Annotated in this window: 18 protein-coding genes, 1 pseudogene and 1 riboswitch; of the genes and pseudogenes, 8 read left to right on the top strand and 11 right to left on the bottom strand. The window is 65.5% G+C overall.

What is annotated here, in order from left to right; translation table 11 throughout:
• The first annotated feature begins 407 nt into the window (after positions 1-407).
• Positions 408-2,195 carry a cation:proton antiporter gene (locus PMO31116_RS10105; protein ID WP_150566608.1) on the top strand — a complete coding sequence of 596 codons (1,788 nt, stop codon included), beginning with the start codon at positions 408-410 and terminating at the stop codon, positions 2,193-2,195.
• A 35-nt stretch (positions 2,196-2,230) separates the two neighbouring features.
• Here PMO31116_RS10105 and PMO31116_RS10100 read toward each other — a convergent pair whose 3' ends face one another.
• From PMO31116_RS10100 to PMO31116_RS10090, 3 genes are all read right to left on the bottom strand, one after another.
• Positions 2,231-2,797, bottom strand: coding sequence for a PaaI family thioesterase (locus tag PMO31116_RS10100; protein ID WP_150566607.1), 567 nt, complete (start codon positions 2,795-2,797; stop codon positions 2,231-2,233).
• A 186-nt stretch (positions 2,798-2,983) separates the two neighbouring features.
• A complete protein-coding gene (gene ribB / locus PMO31116_RS10095; protein ID WP_246185239.1) occupies positions 2,984-3,709 on the bottom strand; it encodes a 3,4-dihydroxy-2-butanone-4-phosphate synthase in 726 nt (241 codons plus the stop codon).
• 97 nt (positions 3,710-3,806) lie between these two features.
• Positions 3,807-3,988, bottom strand: a riboswitch (FMN riboswitch).
• 204 nt (positions 3,989-4,192) lie between these two features.
• On the bottom strand, positions 4,193-4,393 hold the full coding sequence (locus PMO31116_RS10090; RefSeq protein WP_150566606.1) for a heavy-metal-associated domain-containing protein: 201 nt from the start codon (positions 4,391-4,393) through the stop codon (positions 4,193-4,195).
• Positions 4,394-4,696: 303 nt separating this feature from the next.
• Between PMO31116_RS10090 and PMO31116_RS10085 the strand changes: the two genes are divergently transcribed.
• The 4 genes and pseudogenes from PMO31116_RS10085 (at position 4,697) to PMO31116_RS10070 (ending at position 9,320) form a co-directional block, all read left to right on the top strand.
• Entirely contained in the window at positions 4,697-7,189 is a 2,493-nt protein-coding gene (locus PMO31116_RS10085) for a heavy metal translocating P-type ATPase (RefSeq protein ID WP_150566605.1), read from the top strand.
• A 230-nt stretch (positions 7,190-7,419) separates the two neighbouring features.
• Positions 7,420-8,226 (top strand): endonuclease/exonuclease/phosphatase family protein, encoded by an 807-nt coding sequence (locus PMO31116_RS10080; protein ID WP_150566604.1) that lies wholly within the window; start codon positions 7,420-7,422, stop codon positions 8,224-8,226.
• 7 nt (positions 8,227-8,233) lie between these two features.
• A pseudogene (cueR, locus tag PMO31116_RS24055) lies at positions 8,234-8,620 on the top strand (Cu(I)-responsive transcriptional regulator); the annotation flags it as partial.
• Between the two features lie 559 nt (positions 8,621-9,179).
• Positions 9,180-9,320, top strand: a complete 141-nt coding sequence (locus PMO31116_RS10070; RefSeq protein ID WP_072617503.1) for a DUF3563 family protein — start codon at positions 9,180-9,182, stop codon at positions 9,318-9,320.
• A 417-nt stretch (positions 9,321-9,737) separates the two neighbouring features.
• Here the strand turns inward: PMO31116_RS10070 and PMO31116_RS10065 are convergent, their stop codons facing one another.
• The 4 genes from PMO31116_RS10065 to PMO31116_RS10050 form a co-directional block, all read right to left on the bottom strand.
• Positions 9,738-10,403, bottom strand: coding sequence for a DUF799 domain-containing protein (locus PMO31116_RS10065; protein ID WP_150566603.1), 666 nt, complete (start codon positions 10,401-10,403; stop codon positions 9,738-9,740).
• On the bottom strand, positions 10,400-10,780 hold the full coding sequence (locus PMO31116_RS10060; protein ID WP_150566602.1) for a DUF4810 domain-containing protein: 381 nt from the start codon (positions 10,778-10,780) through the stop codon (positions 10,400-10,402). Before PMO31116_RS10060 ends, PMO31116_RS10065 begins: the two co-directional genes overlap by 4 nt.
• Before the next feature lie 186 nt (positions 10,781-10,966).
• Positions 10,967-11,650 (bottom strand): CsgG/HfaB family protein, encoded by a 684-nt coding sequence (locus PMO31116_RS10055; RefSeq protein WP_150566601.1) that lies wholly within the window; start codon positions 11,648-11,650, stop codon positions 10,967-10,969.
• A 190-nt stretch (positions 11,651-11,840) separates the two neighbouring features.
• Positions 11,841-13,151 (bottom strand): Nramp family divalent metal transporter, encoded by a 1,311-nt coding sequence (locus PMO31116_RS10050; RefSeq protein ID WP_150566600.1) that lies wholly within the window; start codon positions 13,149-13,151, stop codon positions 11,841-11,843.
• A 250-nt stretch (positions 13,152-13,401) separates the two neighbouring features.
• Between PMO31116_RS10050 and imuA the strand changes: the two genes are divergently transcribed.
• From imuA to PMO31116_RS10035, 3 genes are read left to right on the top strand one after another with little or no spacing between them, the layout of a single operon-like run.
• Positions 13,402-14,298 carry a translesion DNA synthesis-associated protein ImuA gene (gene imuA / locus PMO31116_RS10045; RefSeq protein ID WP_174971117.1) on the top strand — a complete coding sequence of 299 codons (897 nt, stop codon included), beginning with the start codon at positions 13,402-13,404 and terminating at the stop codon, positions 14,296-14,298.
• Positions 14,228-15,916, top strand: a complete 1,689-nt coding sequence (locus PMO31116_RS10040; protein WP_150566598.1) for a Y-family DNA polymerase — start codon at positions 14,228-14,230, stop codon at positions 15,914-15,916. The genes imuA and PMO31116_RS10040 overlap by 71 nt, the downstream gene beginning before the upstream one ends.
• 21 nt (positions 15,917-15,937) lie before the next feature.
• The gene (locus tag PMO31116_RS10035) at positions 15,938-19,303 is read left to right on the top strand and encodes an error-prone DNA polymerase (protein ID WP_150566597.1); all 3,366 of its coding nucleotides are present in this window, start codon (positions 15,938-15,940) and stop codon (positions 19,301-19,303) included.
• Positions 19,304-19,354: 51 nt separating this feature from the next.
• On the opposite strand, the gene PMO31116_RS10030 is transcribed toward PMO31116_RS10035, so the two are convergent.
• From PMO31116_RS10030 to cuyB, 4 genes are all read right to left on the bottom strand, one after another.
• The gene (locus PMO31116_RS10030) at positions 19,355-20,725 is read right to left on the bottom strand and encodes a nucleobase:cation symporter-2 family protein (protein WP_150566596.1); all 1,371 of its coding nucleotides are present in this window, start codon (positions 20,723-20,725) and stop codon (positions 19,355-19,357) included.
• Positions 20,726-21,174: 449 nt separating this feature from the next.
• Positions 21,175-22,677 (bottom strand): HDOD domain-containing protein, encoded by a 1,503-nt coding sequence (locus PMO31116_RS10025; protein ID WP_150566595.1) that lies wholly within the window; start codon positions 22,675-22,677, stop codon positions 21,175-21,177.
• A 17-nt stretch (positions 22,678-22,694) separates the two neighbouring features.
• Complete coding sequence (locus PMO31116_RS10020; protein ID WP_174971114.1) at positions 22,695-24,467, bottom strand: putative bifunctional diguanylate cyclase/phosphodiesterase; 1,773 nt, start codon at positions 24,465-24,467, stop codon at positions 22,695-22,697.
• A gap of 520 nt (positions 24,468-24,987) precedes the next feature.
• Positions 24,988-25,716, bottom strand: a complete 729-nt coding sequence (cuyB, locus tag PMO31116_RS10015; protein ID WP_150566593.1) for a cysteate racemase — start codon at positions 25,714-25,716, stop codon at positions 24,988-24,990.
• Between the last annotated feature and the right edge of the window lie 33 nt (positions 25,717-25,749).

Raw genomic sequence — 25,749 nt, 5'->3', positions numbered from 1 at the left:
GCGACGACAAAAAGCAAGCGAAAAAATTTCGTCGCATCTTGCGGAAAACGGGAATCTTTTATGAAAAGCCCCGTCAATCTTGGGTTGCGCGCCAGTTCGCCCGTCGCGTATATTGATTCCGCACCCGTTTTCGGCCTGTGGTTTGTGTGGTTTCGGCATTCCGGCGAGCGCGCCGGAGCCCTCCCGGGGGAGGGGATGCGAACCCGCGACCCGGTGGCCGTCCGGTCGGCGGGATCGGGCAAGCGAGCGCAACGTCTATCAAGCCGGCGGCACATGGCCGGCTTCCCACCTTCATCAAGCATCACGTCTTGTGTTGCCGCTGCGGCCCGCGAGGGGCGCGGCGCGTGGCCGGCGTGGAGTCAAGAACAGCAAAATTGGCGCAATGCGCCGCGGGGAGAACGTATCGGATGCATCACGCCATCGACTTCATTCAGGACCTGGCCGTCATCATGCTGCTGGCCGGCATCGTGACGGTCATCTTCAACCGGTTCCGGCAACCGGTCGTGCTCGGCTACATCGTGGCGGGGGTGATCATTGGCCCGTACACGCCGCCGTTTGCCCTGATACACGACGAGAAGACCATCGGCATTCTGGCCGAGCTGGGCGTGGTGTTCCTGATGTTCTCGCTGGGGCTGGAGTTCAGCCTGCGCAAACTCGCACGCGTGGGGGTGACCGCCTTCGTGGCGGCGCTCACCGAGATCGTGCTCATGCTGTGGATCGGCTACGAGATCGGACGCTTCTTCGGCTGGGGCACCATGGATTCGATCTTCCTCGGCGCCATGCTCGCGGTGTCGTCGACGACGATCATCGTGAAGGCGCTCGACGAACTTGGTATGAAACGCGAACGTTTCGCGCAGCTGATCTTCGGTGTACTGATCGTCGAGGACGTGTTGGCCATCGGCATGATTGCGCTGCTCTCGGGCATTGCCATCAGCGGCTCGGTCGACGCCGGGGAGGCCACCTTCACCCTCGGCAAATTGCTGTTGTTCATGGTGGTGTCGCTGGTCGTGGGTATCCTGCTGGTGCCGCGCATTCTCGCGTACGTGGCCAAGTTCAAGAGCGACGAGATGCTACTGGTCGTGGTGCTCGGCCTGTGTTTCGGCTTCTGCCTGCTCGTTATCCAGATGGGTTACAGCGTGGCGCTCGGTGCGTTCCTGATCGGCGCGATCATGGCCGAGGCCCGCGAGCTGCATACGATCGAGCGACTCGTCGCGCCGCTTCGCGACATGTTCAGCGCGGTGTTCTTCGTCACCATCGGCTTGCTGCTCGATCCGCACGTGCTCGCCACGTACATCTGGCCGATCCTGGTGATCACGGTGGCGGTGGTGCTCGGCAAGATCGTGTCGTGCGGGCTGGGGGCCTATCTCTCAGGGCAGGACGGCCGCACATCGATGCGCGTGGGCATGGGGCTGTCGCAGATCGGCGAGTTCTCGTTCATCATCGCGTCGCTTGGCCTGTCGCTCAAGGTGACCAGCGACTTCCTCTATCCGATCGCGGTGGCGGTGTCGGTCATCACGACGCTGCTCACGCCCTATCTCATCAAGAGCGCCGACCCGGTAACGGGCTGGCTTGGACGCGCGATGCCGGGCCGTCTGTCGTATGTGCTCGGACAATACACGCAGTGGTTGCAGAGCATTCATCTGACGGGCGACAGCGCGGCGATCGTCACCATCGTGCGACGCATCGTGGTGAGCGTTGCGATCAATCTGGCGCTGGTGGTGACGATCTTCCTCGGTGGCGCATTCTTCTACCGGCGTTTTGCCGAACTGATGTCGCCGTGGGTGAGTGATCCGAGTCTGCAAAGTGCGGTGGTTTGGGGCGCGGCGCTGGTGTTGTCGCTGCCGTTCCTGATTGCGGTGTACCGCAAGCTCAAGTCGCTCTCCTTGCTGCTCGTGGAGCTTTCCGTGCCACCGAGCCTGACGGGGCGCTACACATTCCAGGTGCGACGTGTGGTGGCGGAGATCCTGCCGATCGCGGCGATGGTCGGCGTGATCCTGCTCGTGGCCGCGCTCTCGGCGAGCATTCTGCCGTCGACGGAGATGATCGTCCTGATCGTGGCGGGCACCGTGGTGCTGGCCGTCGCCATGCGCAGTTGGTTCGTGCGCATGCACGCAAAGCTGCAGATCGCGCTCAAGGAAACGCTCGAGCATCAACCGGACAGCGGGGAGCAGGGCGGCGGCGGGGCATCGCACTGAGCGGCACTGCGTGACCCTGAGCGGCTTCCGACGCTTCAGCTTCGTCGCGGCGGGAAATCGAAGATCAGGCACGTGGTCGTGGCGTGTGCGTATAGCGTGCCGTCCGGCCCGACGATGCGCCCCTCCGCGATGCCAACCTGACGCCCCGCCTGAATGACTTTCCCTTCGGCGCGTACGCACGGTACGTCGCGGGTGAGGGCGCGCACCATGTTGGTCTTGAGTTCCAGTGTGGTGTAGCTGCGACCGGCGGGGAGCGTCGAATGAATGGCGCAGGCCACGGCGGAATCGAGCAAGGCCGCGAACCACCCGCCATGGACCGAGCCCAGCGGGTTGTAATACGGCAGGGCCGGGCGTCCCTGAAAGACGGCACGGCCTTCGGCCACTTCGATGGCGATGAAGCCGAGCGTCTCGCTGATCGGCGGCATCGGCAGCGTGCCGTCGAACATCGCCTCGAAAATCTCCCGGCCCGACAGCCCGACGACGTCGGCGGGGTTGGCGACGCCGTAGCGCGCCGGTCCGCGCCGCTCGATACGTTCGCGCACTGCGGCTTCGTCGGCATTCCACTGGGCCAGCACTGCGGCGGCATCCGGCTTGTTGTTCATGACGTCTTCCTCGTAACTTTTATGATGCTAGGGATGTGACCCGATTATAGAAGTCGCGACGCATGCCCAGGGGCATTTGCGTTAGAGGGAAGTGTCGAGGTTCGGTGACGCGGTTCGGTCACGATGCGCGGGCGGGGAGGGGATCGGATCGGACCCACTCTCCCCGCTGGCCGTCGCTGTTGCCGTTCAGGCCGCTTGCGCGTGGCTGCGGCGGTAGTTCGCCAGTTCGTCGATCGTGAGGATCGGCAGACCGTGCAATTCGGCGAAGCGCTCGATGTCGGCGCCTCGCGTCATCGTGCCGTCCGGGTTCATCAGCTCGCACAGCACGGCGGCCGGCTTCAGACCGGCGAGGACTGCCAGGTCCACCGATCCCTCGGTGTGGCCCCGGCGCGTGAGCACGCCGCCGGGCTGCGCACGCAGCGGGAAGACATGACCCGGGCGCGACAAATCGGAGGGCTTGGCATTGTCGGCGATGGCGGCGCGGATCGTAGTGACGCGATCGGCCGCCGAAACGCCGGTGCTCACCCCCTGGCGCGCCTCGATCGTCACCGTGAATGCGGTGCCGTAACGGCTCTGGTTCTGCTCGACCATCGGAGGCAGATCGAGACGGCGCAGTGTCTCGTCGGGCAGGCACAGACAGACGATGCCGCTGCATTCGCGGATCAGCATGGCCATCGTGGTCGGGGTGATTTTCTCTGCGGCAACGATCAGATCGGCTTCGTTCTCGCGATCGAGATCGTCCATGAGGATGACCGGGCGGCCTTCGCGCATGGCGTCGAGCGACGCCGCCAGGCGAACCTCGACGGGCGGCAGGTTGGCGAATGCCGGATAGGCGTGCAGATCGTCGGCGCCGTTGACGGCCGGCGTATCGGCTTGCGGTGCGACTTGGGCAGTGCTTTTGAATGCGGACATGAAACGCTCCTCGCGTAAGTCAATCGGGCGAAAAACGTTTTCGGGGCATGCGAACGGACGTCACCATGGGACGGCATCCCATGGCGCGCGGGTATCGACGCATCTTCTCTCATCCGGACTATGACCGTCGGCTCTGGCTTCGCACCAGATCTGCTGACCCTGCCGGTGTCGCGAAAGCAACGATGGCAGGCGCTCGCGGGCTCGTGACGCACGCGGCTCGCGCTGCGTGCGGTGTCACATACCGCCGGTGGGGACTTTCACCCCGCCCTGAAGACGTGTGTGCCGAACGCCGGACACCTCGCGGTTACTCATTGCGCGGCATCACTGCGTATTCGACACGCCGGAGCGTAGCACAACGTGTCGAGGGTTCGCAGCGAAGACTGCGCGGCATAAGGGGGCATTCGAGACGCGCAGGGCGCGAACCAGGAGGATGTCGCAGCGCGACAGTAGCGCTGCGACCTCGCAACGACGTTGCCGAGGACTTCAGGCGCTCGTGCCCTTGACGGTGTACCCGGCGTCCGTGATGGCGGCGCTGACTTCCGTCGCCGAGAGCCGGCTTTCGACGTCGACGCGGCCGGTGCCGAGATCCACATTGACCCTGGCCGTGGCGTCGCGCTCGGTGATTGCCCGCGTGACAGCCTTCACGCAATGACCACAACTCATTCCTTCGACTTGCACTTGCATGTTGCTCTCCTTGAAATGGGTATCGGTTACGGATACTTGAAGACGATCATAGACCTTCCTATGGCAGGAAGCTCAAGCACTTTTTCGGAGGATTCGCGTCAGCGCCCAGACATGCCCCAAACTCATGCGGCGCCGGCGGCGCTATTGTTGATGTGTGGACAGCGTTCTGGCGCGGTACTGCCTGCGACACGTTGACGCGGTGCGGCCCCAAGGCGCGAAAGCGCTCGACGAGACACTTGACCTTCCCGCCATGGCAAGCTCTAGGCTGCGAAACATGATGACAGTCCTCCCGGAGGCCGATAAATGACTCAGAACTGGTCGGTGGGTATCGAAGGTATGACCTGCGCGTCTTGCGTGACGCGGGTCGAGAAGGCGTTGCGACGCGTGCCGGGCGTCGCCCGCGCCAATGTGAATCTCGCCACCGAGACGGCGGCGGTGGAAGCGGACGCTGGCGTTGCGCCAGCCGCCCTGCTGGGGGCGGTCGAATCCGCCGTGAGCGACGCCGGCTATCAGGTGGCGGAGCAGTCGTTCGAGCTGGCGATCGGCGGCATGACGTGTGCGTCCTGCGCGGGGCGCGTGGAAAAGGCACTTCGCGGCGTGCCGGGCGTGGCGGAAGCGAACGTCAATCTGGCGACCGAGCGTGCCGCCGTGCGCGGAGTGCGCGGGGTCGTCGACATGAATGCGCTGACGGCGGCGGTTGAGAAGGCGGGTTACGAGGCGTCGCCCGTCACCGACCCGGCGCAGGCGGCATCGTCCGGAGAGGGCCCGACGTGGTGGCCCGTGGCCGTGGCGGCACTGTTGTCGTTGCCATTGCTGTTGCCGATGTTGCTTGAACCGACGGGCATCCATTTGATGCCACCGCCTTGGGTGCAGTGGTTGCTCGCCACGCCCGTGCAGTTCTGGCTTGGCGCACGGTTCTATCGGGCGGGATACAAAGCCGTACGTGCCGGCAGCGGCAACATGGATCTGCTGGTGGCGTTGGGCACGTCTGCCGCGTACGGCTTGAGCCTGTACGAATGGTGGCGCGCGCCGAGCGGCAGCATGCCGCATCTGTATTTCGAAGCGGCTGCCGTCGTGATCACGCTCGTCCTGCTCGGCAAATGGCTGGAAGCGCGCGCGAAGCGACGTACGGTCGAGGCGATACGCGCGCTCGCGGCATTGCGGCCTGAAACCGCGCGCGTGCTGCGCGACCCGCAGGGACTGGCGAGTGAAGTCTCCGTGCCACTGGGGCAAGTGAAGGTTGGCGACTGGGTGGTCGTGCGCGCCGGCGAGCGGGTGCCGGTCGACGGCGTGATTCGCGATGGCGCCAGCCAGCTCGACGAGTCGCTGCTCACCGGCGAACCGTTGCCGATCGACAAGGCGGTGGGAGACACGGTCGTGGGCGGCTCGATCAACGGGGCGGGCACGCTGCGCGTGGAGACGAGCGCCATCGGTGCGGACACCGCGCTCGCCCGCATCATTCGGATGGTCGAAGATGCACAGGCCGGCAAGGCGCCGATTCAGCGCGCCGTCGACCGCGTGGCGGCGATATTCGTGCCGGTGGTCGTGCTGATCGCCATCGTCACGGTGGTCGCCGGACTCGCGCTGGGTATCGGCCTGGAAGCGGCGTTGCTCAATGCGGTGGCGGTGCTTGTCATTGCGTGTCCGTGCGCGCTGGGGTTGGCCACGCCCGCCGCCATCATGGTCGGCACGGGCGCCGCGGCGCGGCAAGGCATTCTCATCAAGGATGCCGAGGCGCTGGAGCTGGCGCATCGCATCCGGGTGGTCGCATTCGACAAGACGGGTACGCTGACTGAAGGGAAACCGCGCCTGGTGGCACATCTGCCTGCCGGGGGCAAGTCTGCCGAGACGTTGCTGCGCTGGGCCGCCGCAGTCCAGTCGGGCAGTTCGCATCCGCTCGCGAAGGCCGTGATGATCGCCGCGGACGAGGCCGGGGTGACGTCGGCCATGCCCGTGGCGTCCGACGTGATGGCGTTGCCGGGGCGTGGCATGCGGGCGCACATCTCGGAACCCGGAGACGCGAGTGGTGGGCACACCCTGCAGTTGGGCAACACACGGCTGCTCGAGGAACTCGGGGTGTCGGCGGGGGCGCTGGCGAGCGAGGCGACGCGTCTCGCCGCCGAGGGGCGCACGATATCCTGGCTGGTCGAGACGCCTGAGGCGAGTGCCGCGCAGCTGCTCGGGTTGCTGGCATTCGGGGATACGCTCAAGGCGAGCGCCAGGCCGGCGATCGAGCGGCTGCATGCGCTCGGCGTGCGATGCGTGATGGTCACGGGCGACAACGCCGGGAGTGCCAAGGCGGTGGCCGCGGCGCTGGGCCTCGACGAGGTTCACGCGGACGTGCTGCCGGAGCACAAGGCGCAAGTGATAGCGCAACTCAAGCGCGACGGCGCTGTCGTAGCGATGGTCGGCGACGGAATCAATGATGCGCCGGCTCTGGCCGCCGCCGATGTGGGCATCGCCATGGGCTCGGGCACGGACGTTGCAATGCAGACGGCCGGCATCACGCTCATGCGCGGCGATCCGTTGCGTGTGGCCGACGCCATCGATGTGTCGCGTCGCACGTGGTCGAAGATCCGTCAGAACCTGTTCTGGGCATTTGCCTACAACGTTGTCGGCATTCCGCTCGCGGCCTTTGGCCTGCTGAGTCCGGTGATCGCCGGGGCGGCGATGGCGCTCAGCAGCGTCAGCGTGGTGAGCAATGCCTTGTTGTTGCGCCGCTGGCGCCCGGCGGCGCCGGCGTCCGGCGTTGGGGCGTCCGATGTCCTGCACTTGTCGCGCGACGCGCGAGCGTGACATACCCCGGCGCACCTCCGGCAGGTCGCTCGTGCATCGGGCAGCGGCATTCGGCTCGCCCGGGCGTCAGGCGAACGGCGCATAATGAATTGATCAGGACCAATGTCGGGACGACGGGCGGCCCGCCGGCCGCACTGCATCGTCCGAATTTTTTGACTTGAAAATCGCCGAAAGCGACCTCATCTAGGTGATATCGTCTGTCTTCCGGCACGGAGTCCATGCTGCCGAATATGAATAGTCTGCATATCGCGAGTTACAACATTCACAAGGGCTTTTCCGCGTTCAACCGCTTGCGCGTTCATGAACTGCGCGCGGGGCTGGAGGGGCTCGCCCCGGATCTCGTTTTCCTGCAGGAGGTGCAGGGTATGCATCAGAGGCACGCCCTGCGCCATACCGACTGGCCGATGCAACCGCAGCACGAGTTTCTGGCCGGGGCGATGTGGCGCGATCACGCGTACGGCCGCAACGTCGTTTATGAGCACGGGCATCACGGCAACGCGATTCTCAGTCGCTATCCGATCGTGAAATCGGACAATCACGACATCACGACCTATAGTTTTGAGAAACGGGGCATGCTTCATTGCGAGATCGCGGTGCCCGGGTTGGCGCAGCCCCTGCATTGCCTGTGTGTGCACCTGTCGCTGGCAGGGCCTGGCCGTCGACGCCAGTTCGAGATGCTCACCGAGCGCGTTGCCGATGCCATTCCGGCGGATGCGCCGCTGATCATCGCGGGAGATTTCAACGACTGGAGCAATCAGGCCGATCGGTTGCTGGCCGAGAAACTGGCGCTGACCGAGGTTTTCCAGAACAGCGCGGGGCGTCCTGCCCGGAGTTTTCCGAGCGGAATGCCGCTTTTGCGACTTGACCGCATTTACGCACGCGGCTTTCATATTGAAGGGGCGCAGGTTTTACACGGTCGCCCCTGGTCACGGATCTCCGATCACGCGCCGATCAGCGCCCGACTCGTGCCGTCGGGTGGCGACGAGGCGGTGAACGGCTCCAATACCCCGTCGTTCAACCCTCGTTCCCCCCAGTGAGGCAGCCATGAACATCGGACAAGCGGCACAGGCCAGCGGCGTGACCGCCAAGATGATCCGGTACTACGAGAGTATCGGCCTGATGCCCCCGAGCCCGCGCTCCGAGGCAGGTTACCGGCGCTATGGCGAGCAGGATCTGCACCTTCTGCGTTTCATCCGTCAGGCCCGACGATTGGGCTTCGGCATCGATCAGATCCGCCAATTGCTCGCCCTTTGGCAGGATCGCGACCGGTCCAGCGCCCAGGTCAAGGCGTTGGCGCAATCCCACGTCGACGAGCTGAATCAGCGTATCGGGGAGTTGGTGGCCATGCGCGATACGCTCTCTCACCTCGCGATGCACTGCCACGGCGACGATCGTCCCGATTGCCCGATTCTCGAAGGGATTGCTGCGGCAGGGTTGTCGTCGGCACCGAATCCCAAGGCCGATTGCTCGGCGGAAGGCACGTCGTCGTGCGCTCACGAGCCGGCGACGCTCGCGCAGGGAGCGTCCACCGGCGCCAGCGCCGCGCAGGGCGCCACCGGCACTGCGGGCACTACGGCCGCCACGGCGCCCGCCAGTGCTGCCGGAGGGGACGGCGATGGCAAGGCGTTACACGGCCGGCGGGAGTAGTCGAGCCACTTGGACACTGGCCGCGAAGTACGCCTTCGGATCCGGATTTCAGGCCGCCTACCATCCTTTGCAACATGACGCGCCGCAATAGCGGCGCTTTTTTTATCCGCGGAATTTTGATCGATGGCTGCGACGCCATGCCGCAAGCCGGCCGTCGGGGCGGTTTTTGTTGTCCCATCTATTTGATTTTTATGTGATTTTTTTGGAATTAACCGGATTCGAGGCGAGGCTCTAGCAGATTTTGTGGGATTTTTGCACATAGGGGCTAACCCTTACCGGGAAAACCCTATATAATGCGAAGCACTGCTGCGATGCAGCACATTAAATGAACTGGAGAAACGTCATGTTTGCCGCCCTGTTTGAAGTCGTGAACACTTGGTTTGAAACTGCTGAGCGTCGTCGTCGTGAAGCGTTCCTGGCTGAGTCGAAGGACATCATTGAGCTGGAACAACGTATCCGCGCGCTCGAAACCGCCGGTTACTAAGCAAGTCAGCAGGAAGTCCTTTCGGACGAACGGTCGTCGCTGGCGCAATCAGATCAGTCGATCGTCCAACGGGCGATTCCCGTCATCGGTTGCGATGACGTGCGACGGCGCCCCGCCGTGAGTCCGGATGCCAAATCCCGTCGTTCCGGGAATTGGTTCGCGAAAGCCCGCCACTTTGGCGGGCTTTGTCGTTTACCTCTGGTTGTGTCCGTTGGTGTACGTCGCCGCGCCCTCGCTGCAGCGTCGTTGCCGCCAGCGCCCATCGATTCCATCGCTCGCTCCCCGCCATCGCCGATGTTCAGGTCTCCGCCATCGACAGGCGTATCGGCAAGGCGCTGGGGGAGGCGTCGACGCCGGCCCGATGCGGGTGAGGTGCCCGGGAGCGTGCGGCTCCCGGGATACGCTTCAAGTACGCGGTCAGTCGGTGCCGTACTTCGGCGAGCGTGGTCCGTACAGCAGGCCGTTGGGGCGGCCGGCGGACAGCAGACGCGCGTTCGCCGTGCCGGCCACCGTGTAACCCGCGTTCGACACGCTGTTCACGATCTGCTTGACCGCCGCCGTGATCAGCATGCCGATCAGGCCGCCGCCGCTGTTGTTGCCCCCCTCGTTGTTCGATGCACTTGCGGCACCGCTCCAGAGCTTGGCACCGTTGCGCAGGTCGACGAGATCGGCCGACACCGTGACGACGGTCGCGCTGTCGAGCACCATGTACTTCGTGCCGTATTGCTTGATCTTGATGTAGAGCGCGGCGTCGGCGCCGAAGATCTCGCGCAGCTTGGCCGGGCTTACCTGATGGATGTCGCCGGCAACCGTCAAGCCATTCTGACGGAACGACTCGTCGACCAGCGCGACGGGCATCACGTAATAACCGGCTTCGCCCAACGGAACCGTCACCTGCGACAGCACGCTGTAGGTGGCATCGATGTCGGGTGACTCATTGAGCGGCGGCAGCACCAGAATCGACTTCGGCTTGCTTTCCTTGAACGCCGTGTAGTCGTAGGGCTTGGCCTGATGCACGGCGCACCCGGTCATCACGGCCGCGAGCGTTGCGACGGCCATCCATTTGCACAGTCGGACGATCATTGTTTGGCCTCCGGGGTCTTGTTCTTGAGAAGGAAGTCGATATAGCCGGCGGATTCGGGGAACAGCTGCTTTTCGGTCTGGAATTCCTCGACCATCTTGTCGGCCTTGCCGACCGATGCGTAGAGGAGTCCAAGGTGCGCGTGATAGCCCGGGGGCGCGGCGTGGTTGCCGGCCTTGATCTTTTCGAGATCGCGCTCGAGCACGATGATCTGCGCTTCCTTCGATTCTCCCTTGAAGTATTCGTAGACCTGGGGCTGATAGCTTTCCCAGTCGTACAGCGGCTTGGGCGGCGTGGCACAGCCGGTCACCAACGTGACGACGGCGCCACCCACGGCGGCCGCGAGCGCGGCACGGCCGGACGAGAACTTGCGAATCATGGCGTAGTAATCCTGTCAGGCATGGCGCGGCGTGGTTGTGCATCGCGCTCGCGCACACGAGAAGTGCGCGCGATCACGCGATCACGCGATCACGCGATTACGTGAGTACGCGGGCGCGCGGCGTGCGCGTCACGACCGACGCGCCGCGACATGCGGCATTAATGAAGGCTTAGGGCGTGGGTACGCTTACTTGCCGGGCTTCCAGGCGCCGCTTTCGATGCCGGCGACCAGGTTGTTGACCGCTTCGCGCATGGCCAGATCGAGGACCTTGCCATTGAGCGTGGAGTCGTAGCCGGCGGTACCGCCGAAGCCGATCACCTCGCGGTTGGACAGCGCGAACTCGCCCGCGCCACCGCTCGAGAAGACGACCTCCGACGTGGCGATGTCGACCACGTTCAGATTGACCTTGGCGTAGGCGATCTGCTCGCGGCCTCGGCCGAGAATGCCGAAGAGCTGCTTGTCCCCCACTTCCTTGCGGCCGAACTCGACGACGTCGCCGGTGATGACGTAGTCGGCACCCTTGAGCGCCTGCCGCGTCTTCTTGATGTCGGCTTCCTGACGAATCTCGGCCATGTTGTCGCGGTCGAGCACGTTGAAGCGGTTGGTTTGCTGCAGATGCGTGATCAGGATCGTCTTGGCCTGACTGCCGAGACGGTCGACGTTATCGGAAAACACGCCTCGCATGTATGCCGAACGATTGTCGAACTTGCCGACGGCGATCGGCGTGCGCACCCCGACGAATGGGCGGCTGGCACTCTCGACCTTGGCGACTTCCACGGTACGCGAGCTTTCGGTGGCGCAACCGCCGAGCACGCCGACGGCGAGCACGGCTGCGCTGAACAGCGCGACGCTGGACTTCCTGTTTTGCACGGTGAACCCCTTGTAGTGTTGTCACCCGGCGGTCGACGTCTCGTGGCGTCGACCTGCTGCGGGCATCTGATCGCCTTACCGGAATTGCGGACTTCTCGTTCTGATATTTGGTAAGGGGTGCTGATGTTAGCACGCGTGCAAGCCACTGCGGGCGTTGTCGAACGTCAAAAAATGCTCAGGGTTGGCAGCTTCAATCGAGTCCGAAGACGAGCAGGAGGTTGGTGGCGGTGATGACGGCGAACAGGCCCCATGCCGCCACTTGCGTGGGGCGTCCGATGGCATTGCCGTGCATCACGCGGCGGTCGCTCACCGAGCGGATGAGCGGCCACATGGCGAACGGGAGTTGCAGGCTGAGCAGCACCTGACTCCAGACGAGCAGCTTGCCCACGGCGCCGTCGCCGAGCCACAGCACGCCGACGAGCGCGGGCACGAGCGCCAGACCGCGCGTGATCAGGCGTCGCTGATAGCACGGGATCTTCAGGTGCAGGAAGCCGTCCATGATGACCTGACCGGCGATGGTGCCGGTGAGCGTCGAGCTTTGCCCCGAGGCGAGCAGGGCGATGCCGAAGAGCAAGGCGGCCGCACTGCCGGCAATCGGCGTGATGAGCTGATATGCCTGCTCGATATCGGTGACGTTGGTCTGGCCGCTGGCATGAAACACCGAACCGGCAAGCATCAGGATCGCCGCATTCACCCCCATGGCGATCACGAGCGAGACCCACGTATCGATGCGCACCAGCGCGAGTGTGTCGTGTACGTCGCCGCGCTTGCCACCGACCACGCGCCGGGTCTGCACGACCGACGAATGCAGGTACAGGTTGTGCGGCATGATCGTCGCGCCGACAATGCCGAGCGCGAGCACGATGGCATCGCGCCGGTCGTGGCTCGGGGCGCCGGGCACGAGGCCGGCGGCAACCGCATGCCAATCGGGCGGCACCATCGCGACCTGCGCGACGAAGCAGAACGCCATGGTGCCGATCAGCCCGAAGACAATGGCCTCGATCTGGCGGAATCCTTTGCCCTGAAGGCCCAGCACGATCATGGTGTCGAGCGCGGTGAGCACGATGCCCCAAGCGATCGGCACGCCGAGCAGCAGTTTGAAGGCCAGCGCGCAGCCAAGCACTTCGGCGATATCACACGCGATGATCGAAATCTCGGCGGTGATCCATTGCACGAAACGTCCCGCGCGGCCGTACCGTTCATAGCTGGCTTGTGCGAGATCGCGTCCGGCAACGAGTCCCAGCCGCGCCGCGAGCATCTGGAGAAAGATGGCGGCGAGACTCGACATCGCCACGACCCAGAGCAGGGAGTAACCGAATTGCGAGCCGGCCTGAATGTCCGTGGCCCAGTTCCCGGGATCCATGTAGCCGATGGCGATGAGCAGCCCGGGGCCGGCGAAGCGCTTGAGCTTGCGCCAGCGGGAGTCGCGTGCGTCGATGACGATGCTGCCTTTGACTTCGGAGGGACAGAAGGGGGCGGTGGCGGTGGTCGGCAGGGGCATGAAGGCGCAAAGGCGGGAAGCGGGAAATGAGAACGGTTGGCAACGGGTTTCGTCCGATCCCGCAACGTTAGCCGGGTGTGCGCAGGCTCGCAAGCGGGATCGCGGTGGGAGGGGCGGGCGATGAGCGGCGATGAGCGGCGAGGAACGTGGGGGCAAGAGGGCAAGAGGGCGCTGTCGGAAATGCGTTCACGAATCTCTGGTCAATGGCGGACGAACTGCTATACTGTATATTCATACAGTATTTTGGTGCATGATGACCCTGTCGCTTTCCTCCCTGCCTGCCGGGCTGTGGCGTGCCAGTGAACTGGCGCATTGCCACCGTGCCGGGCATGCCTCCGGTTTTGCCGCGCTCGACGCCGAGTTGCCCGGTGCCGGATGGCCATATGGCGCGGTGACGGAGTTGCTGAGCGATCGTCCCGGGATCGGTGAGTGGCGGTTGCTCGCCCCGGCGTTGCGCGATCTCACGCAGGCGGGCAAGCCGGTGATGGTGATTGCGCCGCCGATGCTGCCGTATGCGCCGGCGCTGGCCGGCTGGGGAATCGATCTACGCTGGCTCAGTGTCGTGCTGCGCCCCGCGCATGACACCGCCGGCGCGGGGGGGCATCGGCGTGGCGTGCGTGGCGTTCGTGGGGCCGCCGGCGCGCGGGACCGCGACATGCTCTGGTGCGTCGAGCAGGCGCTCAGGAGCGCGTGTTGCGGCGCGGTACTGACCTGGCTCCCGGCGGCCACACCCGAGCAGATTCGGCGGTTGCAGGTCGCGGCGGGGGGCGCGCAAACGCTGGCCTGGGTGATGCGTCCTTGCGCCGCGGCGGCAACGGCATCGGCGGCGCCGTTGCGGCTGGGGCTGAGTGTCGGCGAGGGGAGCCGTCTTGGCGTGCGGTTTCTCAAGCGTCGCGGTCCGCCCCGGCTCGAACCTCTCTGGCTGAGCCTGCCTGCCCCGTACGCTCGTATTGCTCAGGCGGTCACGGGAGCCGCCGACGTCGCCGACGACGGGATGGCGGTGTCCGCGGCGCCCGATCCCGCGCCTTCGCCCGCACCGTCCACGGTGCCGTTCGTTTCTGCTTCCGGAGTCTCGCATGGCTTGCTGGATCGCCCTGCATCTGCCGTATCTGGCGCTCGAGATCGCCGCGTCGTTCACGCCGGCTGACGCGCAGACGACGGTCGTGCTCGCACAGTCGCGCGTCTGGCAGGCCGGCGAGGCGGCAAGGGCGGCGGGCGTGCAAACCGGCATGCGCCGCGGCGGGGTGTTGGCGCTGTTGCCGCAGGCGCGATTTCATGATCGCGACGAAGCGGCCGAGCGCGTCGCACTCGAAGCGCTGGCGCTCGCATTGCTGCGCTTCGGCCCCGACGTTGCCATTGCCTCGCCGCAGTGCGTGCTGATCGACGTGGCCCCGAGCCTGCGGTTGTTCGGCGGGCTGGCCTCGCTCGCCGCGCAGGTACTCGAGAGTGCCGAGGCGCTCGGGCACCGGGCGTCGCTCGGTATCGCCGCGACGGCCGGTGCGGCCGCGCTGCTCGCGCGTGCCGGCGAGGCAATGCCGCTGCCCGTCGACTCGCAGGCGCCGACACCGCGGCAGATGCAGGCCGCCATGCAGACGCGGGCGTCGCGCCGCTCGATCGTACCCGGGCAAGCCGGGCAGACGGGGGCCGCGAGAACGTCTGTCGGGATGGCGATGCCGCTGGCATCGGCATGGCAGGGCGAGCCGTTGTTGCCGCCGGACGAGCGGGCGCTGCCGCAACAGCTCGACTCGCTGTCGGTGGCATTGGTGCCCGAGGCGCAACCATGGCTCGACTGGCTCGCACAGATCGGGTGTGCGACGTTGGGCGAATTGCGGGCATTGCCTGCGCCCGGCGTGCGACGGCGCTGCGGCGCCGAACTGCTGGCGGCGCTTTCCCGCGCGTATGGCGAGACACCGGAGGCACCGGCCTGGTACCGTGCGCCGCCCCATTTCGAGGCCGTGCTGCCGCTGCCGTCACTCACACATGACGTCGAGGTGCTGCTCTTCGGCCTGCGCCGTCTGCTGGCCCAGCTCACCGGGTGGCTTGCGTCAGGTCAACTGGCCACGCGCGCGCTCACGCTGGTGCTGGAGCACGAGCCGCTTGGCCGGCAGACTCTGGCGCCGACACGTTTCGATATCCGCCTGGCCGAGCCGAGCGCCGCGCCCGCGCACCTGCTGTCGCTGTGCAAGGAACGACTGGCCCGTGCGCCGCTGGTCGCGCCAGTGTTGACCTTGCGGCTCGACGTCACGCAAACGGCCCGGCATGAACCGCAAAGCGGATCGTTGCTGCCCGAGCCGGGACGCGCCCGGCAGGACTTCGTGCAACTGATGGAGCGCGTGACGGCGCGGCTGGGCGATGAGCACGTGAGGCGTTTGCATGTGCGCGGCGATCACCGTCCGGAGGCGGCCTGCGTCAGTGAGCCCTACGGCTCGCCCGCGGCATCCGCCCAGGCACCCGTCGGCAAACGCACGGCGTCCGACGTGAGTCGCCATCTGCCGACGCGGGAGGCGCGGGTCCCGCCGCGTCCGGTGTGGCTGCTCGATACGCCTCAGCGGTTACGCGTGCACGAGGAGCGTCCGTGGCGGCAGGGCGTGTTGCAACTGGTGAGCGGTCCGGAGCGGATCGAGGCCGGCTGGTGGGAGCCGGGAACGGTTACGCGCGACTACTTCATCGCCGCGGACACCACGGGGGCGCTGCTGTGGGTGTTTCGCGAGCGTCCCGTGAAGGGGGCGGACGCCGCGTGGTATTTGCATGGCTTGTTCGGTTGAATCCGACGAGACCGTTCTGCTATGAATGTCGACGATTTTCTGCCATGGCAAGGGCCGACCGAGGGGCTGGCCGCCAATGACGACAGTGCCGATGACAGTGCCGCTGCGTCCGCTTCGGGCGAGACGGACGACGGCGGTCTGCCCGCCTATGCCGAACTGCATTGCCTGTCGAACTTCTCGTTTCAGCGCGGTGCGTCGCATCCGGAGGAGTTGATCGCGCGTGCTGCACATCTGGGCTACACCGCGCTGGCGATCACCGACGAGTGCTCGCTGGCCGGCGTGGTGCGCGCGTTGGCCGAGGTGGTGAAGCATCCGCCGATGTCGCTGATCGTGGGCAGCGAGTTTCGCCTGACGCCTCAGGCACCGCAAGCGGTCGAGCCGGCGTCGGCCCGCGCGCCGATGGCGCCCGTGGGCATCGACATCTCGGGACAGGATCCGGATCGCCTGGGAACCCTTCATCTCGTGGCACTTGCGCAGCATCGCGACGGCTACGGCAACCTTTCCGAGATGATCACGCTGGGGCGCATGCGCGGGCCGAACCGCAGTTATCGGCTGCACCCGCGAGACTTCAGTGCGCCACACGCCGGGCAGGCTCATTTGCGGGGGCTGCCGGGCTGCCTGATCATTCTCGTGCCCGACCCCGACGCGAGTGTCGAGTGCACGCTGGCCCAGACGCGCTGGGCGAGGCAGACATTCGGCGAGGGGCGTGTCTGGCTCGCGCTCGAGCGGCGGCACCGCGCCGACGATGACGCGCACCTGGCACGGCTGCGCATGATCGGTGCCGAATGCGGCGTGCCGCTCGTTGCCACCGGCCACGTTCTCATGCATGTGCGCTCGCGCAAGCCGTTGCAGGACACGCTCACGGCCATCGGGCTGGGCAAGCCGGTACAGGCCTGCGGGCTGGCACTGGCGGCCAACGCCGAGCAGCACCTGCGCACGCGGTTGCGGCTCGCATGGCGCTATCCGGCCGAGGCCCTGGCCGAGACGATTGCCATCGCTTCCCGGTGCCATTTCGATCTGCGCAGCCTGCGTTACGAGTATCCCGAGGAGCTGGTGCCCGCCGGTCATACCCCGCAGACTTACCTGCGTCAGGAAGTCGAGGCGGGCGCGAAGCGGCGCTATCCGCATGGCGTGCCGCAAAAGGTTCGCGACCTGATAGAGAGCGAACTGGCGCTCATTCGGGATCTCGAGTACGAGCCGTACTTTCTGACGGTGTACGACATCGTGCGCTTTGCCCGCAGTCAGAACATCCTGTGCCAGGGGCGTGGGTCGGCGGCCAACTCGGCGGTGTGCTATTGCCTGCACATCACGGCCGTCAATCCGGACGAAGTGCAGTTGCTCTTTGGCCGCTTTCTGTCGAAGGAGCGCAACGAGCCTCCCGATATCGATGTCGACTTCGAGCATCAGAAGCGCGAGATCGTCATCCAGTACATCTACCACAAGTACGGCAACGATCGGGCGGCGCTGGCCGCGACGGTGATTTCCTATCGCATGCGCAGCGCGGTTCGCGATGTCGGGCGGGCGCTCGGCATCGATCTGTCGATCGTCGAGCAGGTGGCGCAGAGCCAGCAGTGGTGGGACGGGCGCGAGAATCTGCTCGCACGCATGGCGGCACAGGGGTTGTCGCCCGATGCGCCGACCACGCGGCTGTGGGCCGATCTGGTGGCGCGGCTGATCGGCTTTCCGCGGCATCTGTCACAGCACGTCGGCGGCTTCGTGATCTCGCGCGACAGGCTTTCGCGGCTCGTGCCGATCGCGCCGGCGGCGATGGAGAATCGTTACGTCATCCAATGGGACAAGGACGACATCGAGACGCTCAAGCTGCTCAAGGTCGACGTGCTGGCGCTCGGCATGCTGAGCGCGTTGCGCCGTACGCTCGACTTGCTGGGCGAGTGGCGGGGCAAGCCGATGGAGCTGGCCGATATTCCGCGCGACGATCCGGCAACGTACGGAATGATTCGCCGGGCCGATACCGTGGGCGTTTTCCAGATCGAGTCGCGGGCGCAGATGAGCATGCTGCCGAGGCTCAAGCCGGACAAGTTCTACGATCTGGTGATCGAAGTGGCGATCGTGCGGCCGGGACCGATTCAGGGCGGCATGGTGCATCCGTATCTGCGCCGCAAGCAGGGCAAGGAGGAGGTGATCTATCCGCGCGAGGAGATCAAGGCGGCGCTCGAGCGCACGTTGGGCGTGCCGATCTTTCAGGAGCAGGTCATGCAGATCGCGATGATCGCCGCCGACTTCTCGCCAGGAGATGCCGATCAGTTGCGCCGCTCGATGGCCGCGTGGAAGCGTAAGGGCGGGCTCGAGAAATTCCAGACGCGCATCATCGGCGGGATGCAGAAAAACGGTTATCCGCTCGAATTCGCCGAAGCCATCTGCCGACAGATCGAGGGCTTCGGCGAGTACGGGTTTCCCGAAAGCCATGCGGCGAGTTTCGCGTTGCTCGCGTATGCCAGTGCGTGGCTCAAGTGCCATGCGCCGGAGATGTTCCTGTGCGGGTTGCTCAACAGTTTGCCGATGGGGTTCTATTCGGCGTCGCAACTGGTGCAGGATGCGCGGCGGCATCGTGTCGAGGTGCGGGCGGTCGATGTCTGCGTGAGCGATGTCGATTCGCGTCCCGAGGCGAGGGTCGGGCGATACGGCAATGCCCGGCGCCCGGCGGTGCGGCTTGGACTGTCGTTGGTCAAGGGCCTGTCGGAGGCGGGAGCGAAAGCGATCGAGCAGGCGCGGCGGCAGCGGCCGTTTACCGACATCGACGATCTGACCGCTCGTGCGGCGTTGTCGCGGCGCGACCTCGATGCGCTGGCGGCGGCCGATGCCTTGTCGGCCTTGCTGGGCGGACGCCGCCAGGCGCGCTGGGCGGTGGCGGCGTGGCAACCGCCCACGCCGCTGCTGGGCGCGACGGCCCTGCGTGACGCGCTGCCGGGCAGTGCCGACGAGCAGGTGGCGTTGCCGCCGATGCCCGAAGGGCAGGACATCGTGGCGGATTACGCGAGCACGGGGCTGACACTGCGGCGTCACCCGTTGCTGTTGCTGCGCGAGAAACTCGCGAGAATGCGCGTGCGAACGGCAAGGGAGTTGCAGACCGAGGGCGTCAACGGCCGGCGCGTGCGCACGGCGGGCATCGTGACGGGGCGCCAGCGTCCCGGCACGGCCAACGGCACGGTGTTCGTCTCGCTGGAAGACGAGACCGGTGTGATCAACGTGATTGTCTGGCCGGACCTGGTCGAATCACAGCGCAAGGAACTGCTGGCGTCGTCCTTGCTGGGGGTGGAAGGCGTGTGGCAGCGCGAGGAGCGAGTGACCCATCTGGTGGCGCACCGCCTGGTCGATCTCTCGTCGATGCTCGGCGAGCTCACGATCTCGAGTCGGAACTTTCACTGACACGATTTCGCCAGCTCACCGAAGCGTGATGCACGCCTCCGGCACGTCGGTTCAATGGGCGGCGTCGGCTTGCTTGCCCGCCTCCTGAGCAAGCGCACTGGCCTCTTCCTCGCTGCGCAGGCCGTTGAAGTGAGCGTTGAGCAGCACGGCGCTGATCGACGCGAGCAAAATGCCGCTGTGAAAGAACGGCGCGAACGCGTGCGGCAGCTTCATGAAGAACTTGTCCGATGCCACGGGAATCATCCCCACGCCGATGCTGATGGCGATGATGTAGAGGTTGTAGCGATTCTTCGACAGATCCACCTTCGAGAGAATCTTGATGCCCGTGGCCGTGACCATGCCGAACATCACGATGCCCGCCCCGCCCAGCACGAATTGCGGCACCGACGCCACCACGTGCGCCACCTTCGGAAACAGTCCGAGCACGATCAGGATCAGCCCGCCTGTCGCGCACACCCAGCGGCTTTTCACCCCCGTCACGCCCACGAGTCCCACATTCTGGGAGAACGACGTGTACGGAAACGTATTGAAGATCCCGCCGATGACCGTGCCCAGTCCGTCGACGCGCAACCCGCGCACCAGCGTTTTCTGATCGACCGGGCGACCGACGATGTCGCCCACCGCGAGAAACATGCCGGTCGACTCGATGAAGGTCACGAGCATGACCAGCGTCATCGTGGCAATCGCGATCGGATCGAAACGCGGCATGCCGAAGTGAAAGGGCATGACGAAGCCGAACCACGGCGCCTCGGACACTCCCGCGAACGACACCTTGCCGAGCACGACCGCCACGATCGTGCCGAACAGAATGCCGAGCAACACGGCTATGTTGGCGAAGAAGCCGCGAACATATTTGGTGATGAACAGAATGCACAGCAGCACCGCGAACGACACGCCGAGGTAAAGCGGATTGCCGTAGTCGGGGTTGCCGAAGCCGCCCGCCGCCCAGTTGATGCCCACGCCCATGAGCGAGATGCCGATCACCGTAATGACCGTGCCCGTGACGACCGGCGGGAAGAGCCGCAGCAGCTTGCCGATGAAGGGGGCGATGAAGATACCGATCACACCCGCCGCGATAGTCGCGCCGTAAATGTCGAGCAGTCCGAGGTCGGGGTTGGTGCCGATCGCGATCATGGGCGTGACGGCCGTAAACGTCACGCCCATCATGATCGGCAGGCGCAGGCCGAAGATCCAGAGACCGAGCGTTTGTATCAGCGTGGCGATACCGCACGCGAAGAGATCGGCATTGATCAGGAATGCAATCTGATCGACCGACATCTTCAGCGCTCCGCCAATGATCAGCGGCACGGCGACCGCGCCCGCATACATCACCAGCACGTGTTGCAATCCCAGCGTGAACAACTTGGGCAGCGGCAGGCGCTCATCGACCGGGTGCACCGGCACAGCAGCGGATTGCGTCATGTCTTCTCCTGATCCGACGGTATACGTAGATTTACAAGGCGAAGCCGAGCGTAAATTTTTTACCGGAGGGCAGCGAGTGCAGTCAAAAAAAGGCCGCGCGTGGCGATCATCCCTTCAAGGCCCGCAATCGGCGTGCGTTCATGGCGAAAAAGTGCGGTATGTCGCCATGGTACGCCCGCCCGCGAGGCAATGGCGCGTGGGACGCAACCCCTTGCCGGACGTGGCATGCGGCGTGATGCCTGCGTGCGGATGACACAATCGCGCATGCGACCGACGAAGTTGGAATGGTCCGGTCGACGGCGTCCGGGCGCACCGTCGAGTGGCTCAATATATCGATTTTGAAATACCAAAGATTGCGTTTGGCGTATGAGGTGGCGCGACACGAACGACGGGTTCGGCGGCGTCCGACACGCCTGGGCGATCGGACGAGCAGACCGGCGCCGGTAGTCCTAGCGCGTACCGGTCGTACCGGAGGGCTTGCGCACGAGCGCGTCGCCGGTGTTGCTTCCCGTGGTGGCGTTGCGTTGCGCCACGCTGTCGAGCTTGCTGGAGATTTCGTCACCCATGTGGTGCAGAAACTCCATTTCCTTCGTGCCGATGCCGCCCGCGCAAAGCGCACCGCCCCAATCGCCGTAGAGCAGCGCCACGGTCTGGTTACGCTGGCGAATCGGCAAAAGGAAGAAGGACTTCACATTGGCGAAGTGCTGCCGGTGCCACAGCGGGATGCGCGCCACGATGCGCGGCTCGCGCGCATTGTCGATCAGGATGGCTCGTCCGTTGGTCAGCGCAAGGTGGAAGACGTCGGGCTCGAACGCTTCGGGGAACGCCAGCCCGAGCAGCGGTTGCACGTCGCGACCGATGCCGAATCGCATCTCGAAGACCTTGTTGGTCGGCGAACGCACGAAAGCGGCGCAATTCACGAAGCCCAGCGACTGCAGGATCGCCTCGAGCGTCAGGTTGAGCAGGCCCACGGCATCCGTCTCGCCGGTGGCGGCGCGCACTTCCGAGAGGCCGTCGGCCAGGCGGCGTGCCGCGTCCAGCGGCTTGCCGGCCGGCGGCTGGCGCGAGTTCGACGCACCGGTGCTGATCGCGATGAATTCCTGATGGCTCGTGTCGCGCGCCATCTCTTCGCCCACCGAGACGACTTCGCCGACGTCCAGCGCCAGACGGTCCGCGTAACGCTCGGCCAGCTCGGCCAGACGCGCCGGGTCGGCGCCGCGCGTGAGCTCGGTCACCATTTCGTTGGACATATTGGCCACCGCACACAGCCAGTCGGCGTGCGAGAGCGGCGCGTCGCCTTCCAGATCGATCGGCCGCATGCTTGTCGCAATCGACTCGGGCAACCCCCACTTCCGGGCGGCTGCCTCGGCCAGTTCCGGGAACGAGATGGCCAGCACCTGTTCGCAGGCATCGCTGTCGCTGATGCCTTGCTGCTCGGCGAGCGTCTGGATCTCCACCCATTCATCGGGAAAGCAGTACGTCACCAGCAATCGCGCCACGTGATGCAGCAACGTGCACACGACCGCCTCTTCGCCGTCGCGAATACCGTTCTTGGACGTGATATCGCGCGCGAACGCGCCCGCGAGCGTGGCGCGCGCGAGTTCGCGGGCCATGTCGTCGCGGCCTGCCGCGACTTCGCCGAAGCCTTCGAGCAGCTTGAGGCTCAGGGCGAGGTGCCCGATCGTATCGACGCCGAGAATCATGATCGCGCGCGAGACCGTCGTCACGTTGCAGCCGAACGGCGCATACATGGCGGAGTTGGCCAGGCGGATCACTTTCTGCGTGAGCGCGAAGTCGGAGAGCACCGACGACGCCAGATCGGCGGTACTCGTGTTCTCGCTTTGCATGGCGGACACAATACCCGTGACGGAGCGCTGCAGCGACGGGAAGTCGCCGCGCTCGGCCATGCGCTGCCATAACAGTTCGAGCGTTTTTTCTTTGGTCAGACTCATGGTGGCGGGTTGTCCGGTCAATGGCCGGCGTCCACATGGAGGCGCCCGCTCGCAAAGGCCGCCTCGAGTTCTCCCGCGGGCAGGGCCTTCGACACCAGCCAGCCCTGGATGGAATGGCAGCCGCGATCGATCAGCATCTGCCGTTGTTCTTCCGTCTCGACGCCCTCGGCGATCGCCGACAGTCCGAGCTCGCGCGCCAATCCGAGGACCGCGGTCACGATCGTACGGTCGTTCGGTGACGTGGGCATGTCTTTCACGAAGCTGCGATCGATCTTGAGCGATGAGAGCGGGAAGCGCTTGAGATATCCCAGACTCGAATAACCCGCGCCGAAATCGTCGACGGCAAAGCGCACGCCGAGGGTCTGCAACTCGCGCAGCACCAGATTGGCCTGCTCCGGATCGCGCATGAGCACGCTCTCGGTAATTTCGAGGACCAGCCGGTGGCCTTCCACGCCCGAATCGGCAATCGCCTGCCAGACCAGGCTCGGGAACGAGGGATGGTGAAACTGCTGCGCCGAGACGTTGACCGACATGTAAATCCCGTCGAGCCGGGTGCGATCCCAGCGCGCGAGTTGCATGCAGGCCGCGCGCAAGGCCCAGCCGCCGAGCAAATTGATCAGACCGTTGGCTTCGGCGAGCGGAATGAATTCCGCCGGCGAGACCGGACCCAGCGCCGGATGCCAGCGCATGAGCGCCTCGACCCCTTTCACGTTCAACGTGATGGGGTCGCAGATCGGTTGGTAATGCAGGCTGAATTCGCCGTTGTGAATCGCCTCGAACATGGCCGATTCGAGCGAGAACGCCTTGCGATGCAAATCGCCCAGATCGTCCGTGTAGACAAACAGTCCGTTACGGCCGCGATCCTTGGCGCAATACATGGCGGCGTCGGCGTGCTTGATGAGCAGGCCGGCAGAGTCGCCGTGTTGCGGATAAAACGATACGCCGATGCTCGTGGTCAGGTGCAACAACTGGTCGCCGACCTGGAACGGCTGCTGCACGGCCGAGAGCAACCGCTTCATGATCCCGCCGAGTGCCTGTTCATTGTCGCAGCCCGGCAGTACCAGCACGAATTCGTCGCCGCCCATGCGTGCGGCCATGTCCGTGTCGCGGATCTGCGCGATCAGGCGCTGCCCGGCGTCGCGCAGCAATTGGTCGCCGACGTCGTGGCCGAGCGAATCGTTGACCTTCTTGAATCCGTCCAGATCGAGCAGGGCGACGGCGAAGTTCGGTCCCCCCTCGCGCGCGTGCTGGATCGCCTCGACGATGCACTGCTGGATGTATTGACGATTGCCCAGTCCGGTCACCGCGTCGCGCACCGCCAGATCGGAAAGACGCGCCTCGTTTTCCTTGAAGGCGGTGATGTCTTCGCCATGGACGAGGAACGTCGCGCCCGCGCCGGCAATGCGCGGGGTGTACTGGGCGATGCGCAGGCGCATCCAGACCCGGTCGGTGAGGCCGCGCAGCAGGCGAACCGTGCACTGCTGGGGACCGAGCGTCTGGGCGGCGGAGAAAGCGTCTTGCAGCAGCGGCACGTCTTCGATGCCGGTGAGCTCGAACAGCGTGGCGTGGTCGATATACTCGCGCGAGTATTCGAGCAGGCGCAAGGAAGTTTCGGCAATGAAGAGGAAACGGCCGTCTGCAGCGACATGTGCCGAGAGTCCGCCGGTCAGCTCGACCAGCGCCCGGGACAGCGCCGGGGCCGGCACCGAGACCTGGGCCTCGGCGATGGCCGGCGCCAGGGTCGAAGGTTCGACCAGGGGCACGCCGGCTGGGAGTCGATCTGAACTCATTGTTGTTGTCTGTGCATGCATCACGTCGAGCGCGCCGCTGCTCATGTGCTTCCCCGTTAAGGCAAACGCGCTCATGGCCGGAGGTCGGTCCGGCAGGTGTCCGATGGATTGTGGGCCATTATAGCCAAAGACGCCAGCGATTTTGGTGGCCGCAACCCTCGTTTCATGCCGCTTTCCACAGGTTTCGGCTTGTGGGTTTTTTTCTGACAAGGCAAGCGGGTTTTTTCCTGCATGGACATCGGGCGTCGAGCCGATGTCGTGTCACAGGTCGAGCCGCGAGCCCACGTCCGACGGCGTCTCGCGCGTATGCGACCGCCGGCGGGCGCCGTTCGCGAGCGCCAAGTCTACTCAGGCGCGGGGTGTTGTGGGAACGGCAATCGCGGATTTCGTCACCGCGGCGCAACATCGCCGACGGCGGGCGGACCGACGCCGCACGCAGTGGACGCCGCCGCCTACGTCGCCAAGGAAGCGCTGCAGTGTGGTGGCCTGGTGGCGCAGAGGCGCCGGCGGACGAATGCCCCTATGCCGTCGCGGGGTTTTCGTGGGCGAGCGACCACGCGATGCACGCACGGGCGAGGGCGGCCGAGGCATCGAGGCCGAAGCGGCCGAGGGGGGTCTCGCAAGTCGCGAGCGCCACCGGAATCTCGGTGCACCCGAGAATGACACGCTGCGCCCCGGCAGCGAGCAGTTGCTCCATCGCCATGGCAAGCGCTTCGCCGCCGCGACGTACGTCACCGGCCTTGGTGAGGCGAATGCCTTCGTTCACGAGCGCCTGATGGGCGAGCGGTTCGGCCGCCGAGGCAAACCGGTAGCCGAGCGCTTCGAGCCGAGGGCGATAGACGTTGGCGTGGTGCGTGCCTTCAGTGGCCATCAGCCCGATGGGCGACCCGGGCGCGACGCAGGACGACAATTCGCCCGCGACGGCCTCGACCACGTCGAGCACGGGCAGGCGGGTGCCATGACGCAGGGCGTCGATCCAGGCATGGGCGGTATTGCAGGCGATGGCGATGCAGCCGGCGCCGGATTGCTCCAGCGCGTGCACACCGTCGAGCATGCCATCCAGCGGGGAGGCGCCGTCGCGCAGCAGGGCTTCGGTACGGTCGGGGATCTGCGGCACCGAGTAGAGGATGAACGGAATGTGATCCTGATCCCGGCTGGCCGGATGTTGATCGACGATCTTGCGGCAGAGGTCGATTCCGGCGGCGGGGCCCATGCCGCCCAGGATACCGAGCGTGGCGTGCGAATTCATGATGGTGACAATCAGGGGGGGGCTGCGGTCGAA

It is taken from the genome of Pandoraea morbifera (assembly GCF_902459575.1).
Taxonomy (GTDB): Bacteria; Pseudomonadota; Gammaproteobacteria; order Burkholderiales; family Burkholderiaceae; genus Pandoraea; species Pandoraea morbifera.
Note: the sequence above shows the minus strand (reverse complement) of the source record. Positions and strands in the feature narration are given on the sequence as shown.

Bases quoted from the DNA above. Each gene is read 5' to 3' on its own strand.
- PMO31116_RS10105 (WP_150566608.1), top strand. From the start codon at position 408: ATGCATCACGCCATCGACTTCATTCAGGACCTGGCCGTCATCATGCTG.
- PMO31116_RS10100 (WP_150566607.1), bottom strand. From the start codon at position 2,797: ATGAACAACAAGCCGGATGCCGCCGCAGTGCTGGCCCAGTGGAATGCC.
- ribB (WP_246185239.1), bottom strand. From the start codon at position 3,709: ATGTCCGCATTCAAAAGCACTGCCCAAGTCGCACCGCAAGCCGATACG.
- PMO31116_RS10090 (WP_150566606.1), bottom strand. From the start codon at position 4,393: ATGCAAGTGCAAGTCGAAGGAATGAGTTGTGGTCATTGCGTGAAGGCT.
- PMO31116_RS10085 (WP_150566605.1), top strand. From the start codon at position 4,697: ATGACTCAGAACTGGTCGGTGGGTATCGAAGGTATGACCTGCGCGTCT.
- PMO31116_RS10080 (WP_150566604.1), top strand. From the start codon at position 7,420: ATGAATAGTCTGCATATCGCGAGTTACAACATTCACAAGGGCTTTTCC.
- PMO31116_RS10070 (WP_072617503.1), top strand. From the start codon at position 9,180: ATGTTTGCCGCCCTGTTTGAAGTCGTGAACACTTGGTTTGAAACTGCT.
- PMO31116_RS10065 (WP_150566603.1), bottom strand. From the start codon at position 10,403: ATGATCGTCCGACTGTGCAAATGGATGGCCGTCGCAACGCTCGCGGCC.
- PMO31116_RS10060 (WP_150566602.1), bottom strand. From the start codon at position 10,780: ATGATTCGCAAGTTCTCGTCCGGCCGTGCCGCGCTCGCGGCCGCCGTG.
- PMO31116_RS10050 (WP_150566600.1), bottom strand. From the start codon at position 13,151: ATGCCCCTGCCGACCACCGCCACCGCCCCCTTCTGTCCCTCCGAAGTC.
- imuA (WP_174971117.1), top strand. From the start codon at position 13,402: ATGATGACCCTGTCGCTTTCCTCCCTGCCTGCCGGGCTGTGGCGTGCC.
- PMO31116_RS10040 (WP_150566598.1), top strand. From the start codon at position 14,228: ATGGCTTGCTGGATCGCCCTGCATCTGCCGTATCTGGCGCTCGAGATC.
- PMO31116_RS10035 (WP_150566597.1), top strand. From the start codon at position 15,938: ATGAATGTCGACGATTTTCTGCCATGGCAAGGGCCGACCGAGGGGCTG.
- PMO31116_RS10030 (WP_150566596.1), bottom strand. From the start codon at position 20,725: ATGACGCAATCCGCTGCTGTGCCGGTGCACCCGGTCGATGAGCGCCTG.
- PMO31116_RS10025 (WP_150566595.1), bottom strand. From the start codon at position 22,677: ATGAGTCTGACCAAAGAAAAAACGCTCGAACTGTTATGGCAGCGCATG.
- PMO31116_RS10020 (WP_174971114.1), bottom strand. From the start codon at position 24,467: ATGAGTTCAGATCGACTCCCAGCCGGCGTGCCCCTGGTCGAACCTTCG.
- cuyB (WP_150566593.1), bottom strand. From the start codon at position 25,716: ATGAATTCGCACGCCACGCTCGGTATCCTGGGCGGCATGGGCCCCGCC.